Here is a 14,947-nt window from a genome sequence, read left to right as displayed (position 1 = left end):
TCAATTATCCATTAACTCAAGTCCACAACGGTGATGCCTGCTCCGCCGAACTGTATATGTTCGTCGGCAAAGTGGCGCACTCCGGGAACAGTTTCCAGATATTGACGGATAAGCATGCGCAGGATGCCTGTTCCCGTTCCGTGAAGGATACGCACGCGTGACATGCCGACAAGGATGGCGTCATCAATGAAATAGGTAACGGCTTGCAAGGCTTCGTCGCCACGCATGCCGCGGACATCAATGTCTTGTTTGAAATGCAGTTTCTTCTCGTACATGCTGTCCTGGGTCTGGGCGCTGATGAAAGTGCTTTTGGTGGACACATCAGCTTGTTTAGGCTGCGCGTTGGTACGTTCCAGCCTGTCCAGCTTTACGGTAGTCTTGATGCTGCCGAACGCGATGACCGCATTCTTGCCATTCACTTCCATTACTTCGCCCACAGAGGTTTGGCCCTTTATTCTGACGTTGCAGCCGGGGGTGATGGCTGCAAGGCGTTCTGCCTCTTTCCGCGCCTGCTGTTCTGCCAAAGCCTGGGCAGACAGTCCGTTCTCTTTTCCTTTGCCCGCTTTCTTTTCCTTTTTCCGGTTCTGCTTCTCTTTCAGCTTTTCCATTTTGCGGGCGATTTTTTCTTCCAGTTCCTTGTTGGCAAGCGCTTCCATTGATTCACGGAAGTTCGTCAACTCCTGGCGGGCCTGGCGTGTTTTTTCTTTTTCTGCTTGGGCTTCTTTGATGGAGCGTATGGTGTTCTCGATGCGTGCATTGGCTTCCTGCATCAGTTGCTCCACTTCTTCCTTCGCTTTGCGCAGAATCTCCTTCCGGGATTTCTGCAAATCTTCGATTTCGGTTTGATAACGCTCGATAGTCTCTTCCATGTGCTTTTCACGCTGGCGTATTGTCTGGCGTTTGCCTTCCCAATAGCGTTTGTCGCGCACAATGTCTTGCAGGTACTTATCGGCATTGATGTATTCACTGCCCACAATTTCCGAGGCATCGGCGATGACATCTTCCGGCAGACCTATTTTGCGGGCAATCTCTACAGCGAACGAACTGCCCGGATTGCCTATCTGCAACTGGAACAGTGCTTGCATCAGATGGCGGTCATAGAGCATGGCGCCGTTTACTACACCTTCATGGTCTTCGGCAAAATGTTTCAGATTCTGATAGTGTGTGGTGATGACACCGAACGTCTGTTTTTGGTTGAAGCGTTTCAATACGGCTTCGGCGATGGCGCCTCCTATCTGGGGTTCTGTTCCACCACCGAATTCATCAATCAGGATGAGGCTCCGTTCATTGCAGTTTTTCATCATGATTTTCATGTTCGTAAGGTGGGAGGAGTAGGTACTCAAATCATCTTCAATGGACTGCTCGTCACCGATGTCAATGAATATGCTGCTGAATATTCCGGTATGACTGCGTTCGTGCATCGGGATGAGTAGTCCGGATTGCAGCATGTATTGTAATAAGCCTACTGTCTTTAGGCAGACAGACTTGCCGCCTGCGTTCGGACCGGAGATAATAAGGATACGTTGCTTTTCATTCAGTTCGATGTCAAGCGGTACGACTTTTTTGCCATGTTTGGCGAGAGAAAGTTGCAAGAGTGGGTGTACCGCCATTGTCCAGTCCAGTAGTTGCTTGTTTTCGAGAGCCGGTTTGAGTCCGGATATTTGCTCGGCAAACAATGCTTTGGCACGTATGAAGTCTATTTCGGCAAGGAACTCGTATGATAGCAGTACGTCGGAGATGGAGGGGCGCAGCTGGTTGGAGAAGTCCGTCAGGATGCGGATAATTTCTCTGCGTTCGTCACCTTCAAGTTCTCGTATGCGATTGTTGGCTTCCACTACTTCGGCAGGCTCGATGAATACGGTTTTACCACTGGCCGACTCGTCGTGTACAATACCGCGTATTTTCCGTTTCAGTGCCGGTGCAACGGGAATGACCAGACGGCCGTCACGCATGGTGGGCGTTACATCTTTGTCCACAACGCCCTCGGACTGGGCATTTCGTAGAATACTGTTCAGTGAGCGGGAGATACTTCCCATAGTACTTGCCAGTTCCCGGCGGATGCGTGCCAACTCTGTAGAGGCATTGTCCTTGATTTTTCCGTAAGGAGAGAGGATGCCGTTTATTTTTGCTATGAGCTGTGGGAAAACGGTGATGTCTCCTGCCAATCTTTTCAGACAAGGGTAGGGGGAAGCGCCCTCTTCCTCATCATCGTCGCTTTTCTGTAGGAAACGTACAATATCACGTATGGTTTCCAGTGAACGGCGCAGGTCAAAGAGCTCTTGTTCATCTAGATACATGCCTTCCACACGTATGCGTTTCAGTGACGGGCGTACATCAAAAAAGTATTGTGCCGGGAAGTTGTCTTCTTCTTGGAGTATGCGTACAAATTCAGTGACTTGGTCCAAACGCTCCTCCACCTCTCCAAAGTGGTCGGAGAATGCCATGTCTATCACCCGTTCTTCGCCAAGTGTACTGAGGCATTTTTCTTTCAGCAATTGGCGTATTTGGTCGAAACCTATTTTCTGTTCAAAGTTCTGCGGATATATCATGGTGCAAAAGTACTATTAATTCATGAAAAAAGAGAAAGGAAGTTTGCAGAATTAAAAATGATTTGTACCTTTGCACCGCTTTAAGAAAAAAGCACTTCTCGAAAAGGAAGTTTTTAGGAGAGGTGGCAGAGTGGTCGATTGCGGCGGTCTTGAAAACCGTTGTGCTGCGAGGCACCCGGGGTTCGAATCCCTGTCTCTCCGCAGAACCTACTGGACAAAAAAGGACAGTAAGAGGTCAAAAACCTACAAATCAGCGATTTGTAGGTTTTTTTATTGCCTATAAGTCTTGTTTCCAAGACAACAAAAGGGCTTGAAAAGACATAGTTTCGTTACTAAATCGTTACCTATTCCCTGCCGGACAAAAACGGTAACGATTTGTCCGAAAATGACCGCAGGAAGTCCGAATTTGTCCACCGTCTAAATATCTCACATTTAAAGTGTTATCATTAGTTTTGTAACTTAAAAAATGTGAGGTTATGAAGAGTACATTTAAAGTCCTTTTCTATTTAAAGAAAGGTTCTGAAAAGAAGAACGGCGAGGTTATGATTATGGCAAGAATTACCATTGACGGTAAGTTATGCCAGTTTAGTACGAAACAAAGCATTCTGCCCGAAAACTGGAATATAGCAGCAGGTAAAGCCAAAGGTAAAGATGCAGGCAAAATAAATGCCTTATTAGAGGATATAAAAGCATCCCTGAATAATATCTACCACGAACAGCAACGGCGTGATAACTATGTGACAGCCGAAAAGGTGAAAAATGAATTTTTGGGACACAGTGAAAAACACGAAACCATTTTAAACCTTTTCAAAAAGCACAATGACGATGTTAAGCAGTTGGTCGGCATATCTAAGACGATTGCCACCTATCGTAAATATGAAGTGACCCGCCGCCACCTTGCCGAGTTTATCCAAAGCAAATACAATATATCGGATATTGCTATCAATGAAATCACCCCGATGTTTATTACAGACTTCGAGTTGTATTTGCGTACTACCTGTAAATGTGGTTATAATACGACTGCCAAGTTTATGCAGTTCTTCAAACGCATTATCCTGATAGCCCGTAATAACGGCATCCTGATAGGCGACCCGTTCGCCAATTATAAAATCCGTTTGGAGAAAGTAGATAGGGGGTATTTGTCAGAGGATGAAATTAAAATCATCCTTAAAAAGAAGATGGTTTCCGAACGGTTGGAAAACGTCAGGGACTTGTTTATCTTTTCCTGTTTCACTGGTTTGGCTTATGTTGATGTCGCCAACCTTACCCAAGAGAATATACGCAAATCATTTGACGGCAAGTTATGGATAATCACCAAACGCCAAAAGACCAATACGGACGTAAATGTTCCTTTGCTGGATATTCCTAAAATGATATTGAAGAAATATAAAGGCAAGCTGCCGAACGGTAAGGTACTTCCGGTAATCAGCAATCAAAAACTTAATGCGTATTTGAAGGAAATAGCGGACGTTTGCGGGATTAAAAAGAACTTGACATTTCACTGTTTAAGGCATAGCAATTTTTCTTTCTTGCTAAGATACAATGTATTACAATATATTTCGGCTTGATAGGTAACGATTTAGAAACCAGCGAAATTCCGTGTTTTACCTCGTTTTGCAGTAATTCAAAAGAACGCTTTTTCTAAATGCAAAGGTAATATTATTATTTTGAATAATCCACTATGTTATCATAGAACTGAGCAAACCACATCACTTTCTTAGATTATATAATCAAGCTAAATGACAATCACCTATATCGAACAAGAGTCGCAATCAAAAAAAGCAATTACTGTTATTATTAATATGAGAACTCTAATCAATGCCTACAAGCCTGCATTATTTGTTTTTTACATATGGTTTTATCACATCAATGCTCCATGCATAATTTAGATTGGCTTGTGAGCCGTCTGCAAACGAACCGGATGTGATACCGACTACTTCTCCGTATTCATTTATCAATGCGCCACCACTGCTACCGTGATCAATTAAAGCAGAAATTTGCATTAAATTTTTGTCACGCCATTGCGATACCTCTCCTGAAGAAAAGGTATTTTCAAGTCCACGGGGGCTACCAATAGCATAGACTTTTTCACCCACATTCGGTTTGTATTTGGCAACGGGAATAAAATCTGTATTGGAAACATCTACACGGAATAGAATAAAATCTTCATTTTCACTGCTCATGATCACTTCCTCTACTTTGTACACCTTATCGCTTCCAGCTAATTTAATCCCTTCCTCACCAATGCCAGTTCCTTTGAACACATGATAATTGCTGACAGCCAAACCATCTTTGTTGATAAAGAATCCAGAACCTTGGTACATATTGTAGCCATCCGAAGTAAACACCATAAAAACTGACGTATTATATTTCGAAAAAATTTGAGAACCATCAAGCTTATTTTTATCACCACGATTATTTACAACTGATATTGTGACGTTCCTTGCTTTTTTATTAGGAGACACTAGTACTGACTGTGACTGTTGTGAAGTTACAATCTTATCATTCCTTTCACCATGTCCTGATTTATGAGCGCATGAATACAGACATATAATAGAAACTGTTGATATTATGAAATTATTTATTTTCATTGTTTTCAAAAATGTTTTTTGGCAATATATGAATAAGGAAACGCTGATTCTCTCTTTCGTCATTTGTTTCTCGCATAGAATGAGTATCAAGTTTGCCATCTCCACTGCCAGATATTAGAATTTCGCAATTACTCCCAAATGTAATACGTGAATCTTCAATCCAAAAACGCATAAGTGCTAATGCCCGTTGGTAACTTAATTCATAATTATAAAGGAAGTTGTCTTTTGACGCTTGCCCCTCTATTATAAGAATATATTGATTCTCACTATGGTTTTTTAAGAAATCTCGTATTTCGCGTCCTGCCGCAGCCAATTGACGTAATTGGGCTTCTTTATCCGTAGATACAATATCATTCAAGTCAGACTTTCCGGCAGGATAGCGAACTTGAATTGTTAGAACATATTTTTTGTAATCTGAACGATATTGAAAATAATCTCGACTTAAATCTTTTGTTGATTGCTCAACCTTTTTAATCTCTTGTAACTGAGCTTCTGTTGCCTCCATACGCTTATGTAGAAGAACAATTACAAGAATGAATAATACTAACATGACAAAAAACAAACTTGTCATCAAGTCTGAGTAACTTGTCCAAAAAAACGATTCCTTTTTCTGAGCCATAATTACTTTTTATTATTATCTTTAATAGAATCTGTTGTATTTAAGACCGCATCAGTAGTATTTTCTGCTTGTTTATTAACTATTTGCATCGGCAACTCTGTTGGCTGAATATGGATTTGTTGTGGCTGGCTCTTATCCTTTTTAACGGGGAAAAACATAAACACGATATTTAAAATGCAGGTAATGGCAATGATTACTAATGCAGCCCATCCTGAGACTTTCATCCACGCTGGTATGGAATCGCCAACACGAACACTATCATTTGTATCAAGTATTTTATTTACCTTTGTGGTCATCAAGGTTTGTTTGATAGACTGGGATATGTCATTCGCTAAACGGATGTTTGACATTTCTATTTTTTCAATCAGCTTGTCAAGTCTGACAGGAATTGCTGAAATTTCTTCCAATTGTTCAGACAATTGTGGCATTTGTGTCATTTGGGCACTAAATTGAGCCTTTAAATCATTTGTAAATTGTTCAAATGACTCTCGTTCAGATTTAAGAATTTCTTTGAATGACTCACTTTGTTCAATAAACCTTTTGTGCAGTTCTTCGACATTTGATGATGTAGATTCCTTTATATTTTGGAGAGACTCTTGAAGTGTCCTGTCTGCATCAGCTGTTGTTTTAGCTATTTCTCCTTTATGACGTCCAAAGAAATCTCTTATTTCTTCAAGTATGTGGATTCGATTTGCTTGTTCATTATACAATGATTCAAATCTATGTATAGCTTCGGTGTATCCTTCAATATCATTGAGATATTGATTAAATACTTCCAATTTGTCTGTGCATTGTTGTAATTCTTCAAGAACACGCACATTAGCTTTTGCCATTTTCATAACATCCATGTCATGAACCGCTTTTATTATATCCGCTTGTATTGCATAGGACTGATTAACGGCATTTAGCGTATTCCCAAGATTTGATGTGTTTTGTGCGAATGTATTGTTGAATTTATTGAGATTTCTTACGAGATTGTTAAGTGCCTCGGATGTATCAGATGGTAATTCAGGAAGAAGTTCTGATTGCATCCAAGCAAAAAAAGAATTTTTCCCGTCTTCCTCATTAAGTTTGCATCTTTTGAAGAGAAGAGAATTGACTGTCGTAAGCAGAATACCACAAATAGAAGCCAGCATTGCCCATGCGACACCACTTAAAAGAGAATTAATTCCAGAAGCGGCACTCTGTGAAGCATTATCGATAACTCCGCCACCGCTGCTCATAAGAGTCATTATTGCATTAGACTGTAACAAATCCCACAATCCCATAATAACACCAGCCATTGTACCAGCCAATCCCCAATAAAGTGGAATAGGTGTCTGTGTAGCTATGTCATTTTCTACAGAATCACAGTGACGGTCAACCGCATCTTTCAGAAGACCAAAATCAATAACTGAACCGGAGTTATTTCCAAGATATTTATTGATGGATGTAATAATGCCGATAAATATTTTGTTACCATCCCCATATATGCCATCCACAAGAGAGGTTTCTGCATTACGTCTTATTCGCCATGAAGTTGTACCAGTAAAGATGTTACTGAATTGGCGCATACGCAAAAAGTTCTTCACAAAGAAAAACAATTGCATAAATATGATAATAATAATTATTATAGGTACTATTGAATGCATAATAGTTGATTATTTTTTTAAAGTTATAACTGCTTTTTTTACAATAATCCATTTATCTCCTATTTGTTGAGCCAGTCCTTTGTAATGAACGGACATATCAGTTGCCTCATTTTTAGATACCCCTTCAAATTCTACAGCCAAGTCCATATAGTCGCTGGATTTGATAGAGGAAAGAGATGCTATAGGCTCAAAATTAGCTGAACCATCAATAATTTGTGCTGAAAATCTTGCATCACTATCTTTTGATTCAAGTACTTTTTTAAAATACCCTGTGCCGTTTTCACCACTTATAGCTGTTCCAAAGTAACCTATTCTAGTTGGTTTTATCGGTGGGGTAATTGTAGATGGAGTCGGTGTTCCATGAACAAGAGTAGTCTTTTGTATTTTTAAAAGTTCATTCTCTAAATGTTGTATTTTTCGAGACAAATCAGAGATTTCATTATTGGGTATCGATGACGAGGCTGAATAATTTGTACGTTTAGTACCAGTAACATTTGGTTCAAATCGACGCTCATTTAATAGCTGTCTCAGTGATTCGATTTCTTCACGATGACGACTTAATCTATTATTACATTTCCCTGTTTTTCCAAATGCAAAAATTGATACTATCAAACCAAGCAATCCAATACCTCCACCAATAAGAATATACCATTTATTCGTTGCTTTTTCATCATTGATTTTCTTATTGTCCATTTTTACTTCGCTTAATTCCTGATAAACCTTTTCATATTTTTCGGTTAAATCCATTATTTTTTCTCGTAGATTGTTGATAGAATCAGTTATCGCTTTTTTATGCTTCTCATCAGATTGCGTTATGGAACTCTTTTTATGCATCTCTTCTAGAGAAGTGTTGGCAGCCACATCATTGCCACAACTACACAAGCAGATGTCCGCCAAGGCTAATGTGAGTAATGAGATTATAATTTGTTTCATGTGCTCTTATGATTGTTGTAATTCGTTATATATTTCTGCTGAAATTGCATTTAACACCCCTTTTATGGGATAATAGAAGAATGTTTCCTCTATCATATCTTCCGCCTCAGTTTCTTCACAACGCTGACTTATTCCTTTTTCAAGGAACGTGAGAAGATCTTTCTTTGCCATTTCTTGTGCGATACGAATAGATGATGGTTTAACTCCGAAATTTTTATCAAAATTGAATGCAGAATTCATATCAACAAGTACGAACTTGAAGAAATCCTCAACTGCGGTAACTGTACGCCTCTTGTAATCATCTTTAATGTTGGCATAGGTATCTTTTGGTGTCACTAATCCTGTACAATCACTCTTGAAAACAATAGTCTTATCTCTGTTGTCTTCATCTTCCGTACCGATAATGCCACCCTTACAAGTTGATTCTTTAGGGTTAGAGTCTTTTTCAAGACCCAGCAAATCCAATTCCTTACCATACGGTTTTCCGAGCAGTTTTTCAAATACCATTTTGGTATATCGCGCGAGTAATTTGGAGTCGGTTGTAATAACACGTATTACCTTGCTGCCATTGCCACTAAAAGAGATATGACGAGGAACTTCAAGGTTAAGTGACTTAACAATTTGCGCTATGTGATATACTATTGCCGTATAGAAAATAATAAATACAATCTTAAAATCTTCATCTTCTTGGAGTATATAATTAAAATCAATAGCTTTGACATTAACTCCGGCTCTTTGGGGAATAGTGTTGTCTTTAAGACCGAATAGGAATGATGCCATATTAGCAGGTTTGGTGTTATTCGGGCTATTGAACACGCGAATAAGATCCATTAAATTCTTCTCTTCAAGAAGTTTCAGAATTTCATTCTTATGCCAGTCAACTATACCGTTATCTTCATCAAGTTCTGAAAATGAATTTTCAAACAGAGTATTTGATGCAAACCGAAATGATGTCACATGACTTATATTCTTATCTTTCGCAAACGCAATATCAGTAGTGCCTCCACCAATGTCAACATTGATTAAATCCGTAGCCGTTGAATATCTCTTGAAGAAATATTGAATTGGTGCGGAAGATTCCGTCATATATCCAGTAACACCATTTCCAAAATATTTTTGGTAAGCATCATCCCATGTAGATTTCAATCTACGCAATCGCTTAGGTGCCATACTTATAGGATAAAACCATGTGATTTTAGTATGCTGCAAATCGCCATTATTAAGAAGGACCTTATTCCTAATGATAAGCATAAGGCATCTGACATACGACTCCATCACACAAAGATCATCACCATTACCCCATTTGATGTTACATCTGAAATTGTTGTAAGACAACTCACTGCGCTTATCATAAGTAAATGGAAGATTCACAAGCGTAAATGGTTCGACTACATTTGTCCAATCTATTGTCTTTGCGCAGGAAAGCACAGTCCGAGTTGGAAAATGAAAATCGGACAAGCCGATTTCTGAAGGAATAAAATCTTTCTCTATAAGTTCGGTTTCTTCAATCAAATCTTCAATTGAACCATATTCATTCTTTATAGGGATGAACATCTCACATAACTGTCTATCCTTAGCCGTGAAAGTAAAAACCTCTGGTTTTTCATTTCCTTTGCGGAACTCTATGTGGGTATTAGATGTACCTAAATCTATAGCGAACTCAAACCGTTCAACATTCCTTTGCTGTTTGAAAATCGGCAGCAAAATACCACAATATCCATGTGTGTTACGAACTTGAACGAAATCAAAATTCCTTTTTTCCAACAAATAATTATCAGCCTTAACCATAATCTGTTGGTCTTCATTACGACAAGTGCAGCTTTTTGGTAGGATTTTTTCACCATCACTAAAAAAACGGAATTCGTTTCTTCCTGTTGCAGACTGAACACATGATACAGTATAAATAGCGTCCTGTTCATTGTTGAATCTAACTTGCGGCATAATGAATCCTGTGAACTTAAATTCAGTCATTCCACCCTCATTATTCTGTACATCTGCACATCTATTATTATAGTAAAGCCGTATGTATTCAACGTATCTGATATTTCCAGCTCCTTTAATGGGTACACGGAGTGTAACCTTTACACCTGAATTACCTGCAAGTGTTTGCATCTCAAACATTGGTTTTCCATCCATCATATTTCCTCTTATCTCTTCCGGGGTGAAATATTCAAACAACAGAGGTTTTAAAGGAAGCAGATATGACAATTCTTTTTCTTCTAGTTTCAAATTTCCATCAAAATAATTTTCAACATTCAGACTATGAGGAACTCGAATAATTGTATCTTCCAATAAGTCACTAATTGTCAGATATGGATTAAGAGAACCATCAAACGGAAGTGTTCTTTTCATTAAATCCAATTCCGAATCAATATACGGAGCAACATTAGTCTTACCCCATTTGCTTGTGGTATACTGAAGGTCGCCATAGCGGTTTCCCGCCTCTATTGGGAGAACTAATGGAGAGAACTCACATTCTTTCGTGGTTTTTATGGTAAAATCACTAGTTGTCGTTACAGGGCGAGAAGTCTTTTTGTATAGTGGATAGCCCAAAACTTCTACAATGTCATTTTGTTGTACATCAACGACAGAGATTGAAGACAACTGATCAAGTACAGTTGATGTTATAGAAAGTAACTCGTTCTTCTTTCTTTGGTCTGTGATTGCTGAAAATGTTTTTGTGAGATAGGTGTCAAATTCAGGGAACAATCCTGCAAAATTGGGTATGTTCTTTCTTAACGCAAAGAAATATTTAACAAATTCAAAATCTCGTCTGTACAATGGTTGGTAGTTAGAATCAAATGGTTTATCCTCTCCAAAGAATATATCATTAACATATCCTAAATCATTGGCATTGCTAAAAAATAACGTAGCTGGTGATGTAGCACCGATAATATTTAATTCATCTGGCCCTTCTACATAATTTAATAAATATATGTTTCTCAGTGCTTCGAAGTTGTACGTTTTGGAGTCTGAGGACATATACTTACGGAGTGCATCTGCAAAATAACGATGACCAGAAATGCCAGATTGGTCAAGTTCAGTAAGCATAATTGACCAATCCCATTTAATGATTTCTACTTTACCATTGAATTTATCGATATTGAAAAATATTTCCGCAACATCAAGAGTATCAGATACCATCTTATGAAAAATGGTATTGCCATCAAGATTGGACAAATTATTTTTCCCTGATTTACAAACTTCCTTAAAGGCGGCTTTTATCAAATCAATCCGGGCGAATGGAGATGGTATTGAAGTTATTTCATGGCAGGCTGATGCTCCATCAGGATCCTCAATGGTATCACGACTTGCTGAATTATATGGGAACGCAGGACTATTGTTCCAGTCTTCATAAGTTGTTGTTCCCTCTTTATATAATCTGAATACTTTTGACATAGTGAAATTAGTTACTTAATTTTTCTGATACAAGTTTTTCCGTTCCGAGAAAGAACATTTCAAGAAACTTATCTTCAACACCTTTACTCTTGCAATTTTTTACAGCACTATTTAAGCGGTCTGTCATCAAGTTGTAATCTGAAAATTTGCTAAAAATCCGCTTAGGTTTTACACCTGTTACTAAGTCAAAAGGCTTATTTCCACAAGCAAGATTGAACAAATCAAGAGAACGCTTATTATCTTTCATCTCCCTTAACCATTCCTGATACTTTTTCAAAAATGTCGCTAAGTCACTGAAAAAAACTCCAGAATAAAAGTTCTCAAAATTACCCTTATTTGCGTTAAAACCACTGGAACGATAAACATCAAGTTTCTGAGTCAACGCATTAGCTGTCATCGTAAATTGAACCAACGGGTAGTAAAGCATTTCATACATCTTACGATAGAATGAATCAAATGATACAGCTCCAGATGTCTCTTTTATCCCAAGTTCCATATTTGCCGGGGTATCAAACTTTGATTTAGAGAAATCAACGATAGCCGTAGCTCCCAAAAATTCGATTAAGTGAGCTGCGTTTTGTTGGGCTGAACCTCCTTCGTGATTATCGTATGTACTTACCACATCGTCAGCAAGATAATATAAAGCATCAATACTTCCATTTTTACTTATGTTATTCTCGTAATACGCTAATGCTGACTTTGTTTTAGAAATAAAGGTTGACGAATCTATTTCACTTTCATCATTCGGCTTTAGCTTAAAATATGGAAGTATAGTTACAGCACCTATTGTGGCTTTGTTGATGAGGTCATAATTGGGAAAATGTTTCCCCTCACGTAGTGTTTTTAAAAGTAATGGAAATCCGCTCGCACCAGTTCCTCCAAAGATAGAACTTATGATGAATATCCTATCTCCGTCGCTAAAAGAATTAGCGAAATCATTAAAATCTGCTGAATGGGCTATTTGATTTAACACCACACTCCCAATATTAGGATTACCTTTGAATCCCACTTCCATTGATGATTCAAGATTTTTGTCTGAAAACAGCATCTTGGTCATTGCTTTATTAGGCTTTGACATTGAGGCGTATTCGATAAACTGTTGAAACGACTTATCATCGGTGTCGTTAATACGGAGAGTGTAATTAGGTAAAATTCTTTCTATTTCAGTATGAAAGAACCTACTTCTATTGTCGTTACTAAATTGCAATTTTTCTCTGATTGCAGTATAATTATTTAATAATGATACAGTTCTAGTAAGGTCTGCGTTTGCAACATCTGGGTCAATTATTATGGGTACAATTTCATTGGCTCCGAACTTTACTCCAGAGGCTAACATCATGGCAAGAGAGCGAAGGATTCTTGAACCCGTCCCCCCTATTCCGAAAACAAATATTTTAGACATAACTTCTACGATTAGAATGGTGCACCAGAGCAGTTGGGACTCCACCATTTGAATATAAATGTGAAAACTATAAAAGCTAAGACAGAGAGAAACATATTGGAAACTCCAAAACAAATTATCTCTGCTCCACCAATATTGAGAGGAATTTGTAAATCTGTTGCTGGATCAATTGTTACCATCTTTCCTCCATAATAGTCTTTAAGCACCAATTGCCAGCCCACAATAAAGTTTATTAGAGCATTTACCATAAGGAAAATCCCCCATCCCCACCAATGGTTCAAGCGAGGGTGATTGATTGCATAATAAAATATTAAAACTATTGCCAAGCTTATGCCAAGCATTGTCCAACCAATTCCTATATAAGAGTTAGTCTGAGATAATGGAGAGGACTGTCCCCAAAGATAGTTCGCTAGTTCTATTCCAAAGAATTCTTCAAACCAGCAATAAATACTTCCAAATAATTCGCCCATAATTTATTTTCGTTTAACAGTGAATTTAAGCGTAGTTAATACATTATCTTTTTTATAAGCATCAGAGACTCCTCCGATTAAATATTTTATACCTGTCGTTTTATCGAGATTACCCTTTACATTTTCCCCAGATTCATCGTTCGATTCAAGAACCCAACTTGGCATATTCGGAGCCTTCAGTATCAAGTAATCTTCTGCAATATTTACTCCTTTGGGTATTGTAATATTAATAAAATGAGAATATTCTCTCTCAGTCGCTATTATCGGTTTAATATTTTCTATTATGAGGTTCTGATTATTAAAAGAATAATTATCAAGATTCAGCAGAACATCTTCTGATTGTAATGTTGTACAAAAGTCGGCACGAATAGTTGCATTATAATCACCTTTGATGGGATTAATTGTCTTGCTTATTAAAGCTCTGTTTGTTATATCATATGGTATAGAGGTTTTTGGGCAATATGAGATAATATTATCATATCCATATTTTTCCAATCCCTTGAAAAGTACTTCCGTATTTAATTTAGCCAGTACGTTGCTATTACCAAAAATCCAAATATAATATGGTCTTTTTACGTTGGTCAGAACTTCACTTCCTCCATTCTGATAAAAATACTTACCATTAAAATCAGATTTCATCTTCAATATTTCAACGCCAAGAAGAGGAATATTTTTTCTGCCTTTATTTATAGTATTCTTAATTGATATTTGACAAGTACTTAGAAATCTCTGTGCATCAGAGACAGGAAGATCTAAGATGCAATCCGACACAAATATACTCACTGTAGAATCAGTCATCGCGTCCAATACTGTACTTAACATTTTACTTAAATCCGAATTGGATCGGTTGCCACCAGCCTTTTGGAATGTTATTGGATTCATTGTCTTAATATATTGCTCCAAATCAGCATGATATGGTATAACACGATTGTTTATATAATATAATTGAGTCGTATCTACACAAGTGCTCAAATCACTTACATAATCAAAAATGGCATCTTTCAATTGAGACCCATCGCACATATAACCATCCATACTTCCAGAGTTTTCAATATAAACCTTGAGTATAGGTTTTATATCACTAATTTGATTTGGATTATTATCCGAATTGACTATAATTTCATCTCCACTACAACTAAGCAGTAGTATAAGAGTACTTATAGCAGTGATTGCAAATATTTTGTTGTTCATTTAATGTAATTATATAAAGTTTATATATAGTCTCTTGCCAAGAGACGGATAAGCATCTTTATCTCGTTGATAATGAGTAATATTTTACTTTTGCAAAGATAACTTCGCAAAACATCTGATATTTTTCGCAAAACAAAAAGAACATAATAGATAAGATTTTCA

At 37.8% G+C, this 14,947-nt stretch carries 10 protein-coding genes and 1 tRNA gene; 2 read left to right on the top strand and 9 right to left on the bottom strand.

Features of this window, described 5'->3' with window-relative positions; genetic code table 11:
* Nucleotides 1-11 precede the first annotated feature (11 nt).
* The gene (locus DW896_RS18190) at nt 12-2,549 is read right to left on the bottom strand and encodes an endonuclease MutS2 (RefSeq protein WP_009038163.1); all 2,538 of its coding nucleotides are present in this window, start codon (nt 2,547-2,549) and stop codon (nt 12-14) included.
* Between the two features lie 116 nt (nt 2,550-2,665).
* Here DW896_RS18190 and DW896_RS18185 point away from each other — a divergent pair.
* Together DW896_RS18185 and DW896_RS18180 are read left to right on the top strand one after the other, a co-directional pair.
* Nucleotides 2,666-2,750 (top strand) — tRNA-Ser (locus DW896_RS18185).
* Between the two features lie 275 nt (nt 2,751-3,025).
* The gene (locus DW896_RS18180) at nt 3,026-4,117 is read left to right on the top strand and encodes a site-specific integrase (RefSeq protein ID WP_165860126.1); all 1,092 of its coding nucleotides are present in this window, start codon (nt 3,026-3,028) and stop codon (nt 4,115-4,117) included.
* A gap of 267 nt (nt 4,118-4,384) precedes the next feature.
* Here DW896_RS18180 and DW896_RS18175 read toward each other — a convergent pair whose 3' ends face one another.
* The 8 genes from DW896_RS18175 to DW896_RS18140 are packed head-to-tail and all read right to left on the bottom strand — an operon-like array spanning nt 4,385 to nt 14,785.
* On the bottom strand, nt 4,385-5,140 hold the full coding sequence (locus DW896_RS18175) for a S1C family serine protease (RefSeq protein WP_011966157.1): 756 nt from the start codon (nt 5,138-5,140) through the stop codon (nt 4,385-4,387).
* Complete coding sequence (locus DW896_RS18170) at nt 5,127-5,759, bottom strand: membrane protein (RefSeq protein ID WP_011966156.1); 633 nt, start codon at nt 5,757-5,759, stop codon at nt 5,127-5,129. Before DW896_RS18170 ends, DW896_RS18175 begins: the two co-directional genes overlap by 14 nt.
* A gap of 2 nt (nt 5,760-5,761) precedes the next feature.
* Nucleotides 5,762-7,390: a hypothetical protein gene (locus DW896_RS18165; protein WP_011966155.1), complete on the bottom strand. Its 1,629-nt coding sequence runs from the start codon at nt 7,388-7,390 to the stop codon at nt 5,762-5,764.
* Between the two features lie 9 nt (nt 7,391-7,399).
* Nucleotides 7,400-8,323, bottom strand: a complete 924-nt coding sequence (locus tag DW896_RS18160) for a hypothetical protein (RefSeq protein ID WP_011966154.1) — start codon at nt 8,321-8,323, stop codon at nt 7,400-7,402.
* Between the two features lie 6 nt (nt 8,324-8,329).
* Complete coding sequence (locus DW896_RS18155) at nt 8,330-11,722, bottom strand: cell division protein FtsA (protein WP_011966153.1); 3,393 nt, start codon at nt 11,720-11,722, stop codon at nt 8,330-8,332.
* A gap of 7 nt (nt 11,723-11,729) precedes the next feature.
* Entirely contained in the window at nt 11,730-13,124 is a 1,395-nt protein-coding gene (locus DW896_RS18150) for a hypothetical protein (protein ID WP_011966152.1), read from the bottom strand.
* 11 nt (nt 13,125-13,135) lie between these two features.
* Entirely contained in the window at nt 13,136-13,594 is a 459-nt protein-coding gene (locus DW896_RS18145; RefSeq protein ID WP_011966151.1) for a hypothetical protein, read from the bottom strand.
* Between the two features lie 3 nt (nt 13,595-13,597).
* Nucleotides 13,598-14,785: a hypothetical protein gene (locus tag DW896_RS18140; RefSeq protein WP_011966150.1), complete on the bottom strand. Its 1,188-nt coding sequence runs from the start codon at nt 14,783-14,785 to the stop codon at nt 13,598-13,600.
* Nucleotides 14,786-14,947 lie beyond the last annotated feature (162 nt).

Origin of the sequence: Bacteroides sp. AM41-16 (assembly GCF_003603495.1) — a bacterium.
In the GTDB taxonomy this organism is placed as follows: domain Bacteria; phylum Bacteroidota; class Bacteroidia; order Bacteroidales; family Bacteroidaceae; genus Bacteroides; species Bacteroides uniformis.
Note: the sequence above shows the minus strand (reverse complement) of the source record. Positions and strands in the feature narration are given on the sequence as shown.

Excerpts from the sequence above, each read along its gene's own strand:
- DW896_RS18160 (WP_011966154.1), bottom strand. The coding sequence starts at position 8,323 with ATGAAACAAATTATAATCTCATTACTCACATTAGCCTTGGCGGACATC.
- DW896_RS18155 (WP_011966153.1), bottom strand. The coding sequence starts at position 11,722 with ATGTCAAAAGTATTCAGATTATATAAAGAGGGAACAACAACTTATGAA.
- DW896_RS18175 (WP_011966157.1), bottom strand. The coding sequence starts at position 5,140 with ATGAAAATAAATAATTTCATAATATCAACAGTTTCTATTATATGTCTG.
- DW896_RS18170 (WP_011966156.1), bottom strand. The coding sequence starts at position 5,759 with ATGGCTCAGAAAAAGGAATCGTTTTTTTGGACAAGTTACTCAGACTTG.
- DW896_RS18180 (WP_165860126.1), top strand. The coding sequence starts at position 3,026 with ATGAAGAGTACATTTAAAGTCCTTTTCTATTTAAAGAAAGGTTCTGAA.
- DW896_RS18190 (WP_009038163.1), bottom strand. The coding sequence starts at position 2,549 with ATGATATATCCGCAGAACTTTGAACAGAAAATAGGTTTCGACCAAATA.
- DW896_RS18150 (WP_011966152.1), bottom strand. The coding sequence starts at position 13,124 with ATGTCTAAAATATTTGTTTTCGGAATAGGGGGGACGGGTTCAAGAATC.
- DW896_RS18140 (WP_011966150.1), bottom strand. The coding sequence starts at position 14,785 with ATGAACAACAAAATATTTGCAATCACTGCTATAAGTACTCTTATACTA.
- DW896_RS18165 (WP_011966155.1), bottom strand. The coding sequence starts at position 7,390 with ATGCATTCAATAGTACCTATAATAATTATTATTATCATATTTATGCAA.
- DW896_RS18145 (WP_011966151.1), bottom strand. The coding sequence starts at position 13,594 with ATGGGCGAATTATTTGGAAGTATTTATTGCTGGTTTGAAGAATTCTTT.